The following is a 547-nucleotide window of genomic DNA, read 5'->3' as shown; positions in this document are numbered from 1 at the left end:
TACGCCATCACCATCGATATCGTTATCATCTTTGTCAAGGATGCCATCTCCGTCCGTATCCTTCGGAGTAGAGATATCAGGTTTACCGTCACCATCTTTATCAGTTGGCTTATCAGATTTAGGATTAGATTCATCTTTATTCGGAATGCCATCTTTATCGTGATCCTCGTCTCCATCGTTTACACCATTACCGTCGGTATCAGGGTTAGTTGGATCAGTACCGATAAGTTTTTCATCTTCGTTACTTACGCCATCACCATCGATGTCAGTGTCATCTTTGTCAGTGATGCCATCTCCGTCCGTATCCTTCGGAGTTGTGATATCTGGTTTACCGTCACCATCTTTATCAGTTGGCTTATCAGATTTAGGATTAGATTCATCTTTATTCGGAATGCCATCTTTATCGTGATCCTCGTCTCCATCGTTTACACCATTACCGTCGGTATCAGGGTTAGTTGGATCAGTACCGATAAGTTTTTCATCTTCGTTACTTACGCCATCACCATCGATATCAGTATCATCTTTGTCAGTGATGCCGTCGCCGTCC

1 pseudogene is annotated in these 547 nt (G+C 43.1%); it reads right to left on the bottom strand.

Going from position 1 to position 547, the window contains the following annotated elements:
- Positions 1 to 547: pseudogene (locus CD035_RS14040) on the bottom strand (MSCRAMM family adhesin SdrC); the annotation flags it as partial.

It is taken from the genome of Mammaliicoccus sciuri (genome assembly GCF_002901825.1).
Taxonomy (GTDB): domain Bacteria; phylum Bacillota; class Bacilli; order Staphylococcales; family Staphylococcaceae; genus Mammaliicoccus; species Mammaliicoccus sciuri.
Note: the sequence above shows the minus strand (reverse complement) of the source record. Positions and strands in the feature narration are given on the sequence as shown.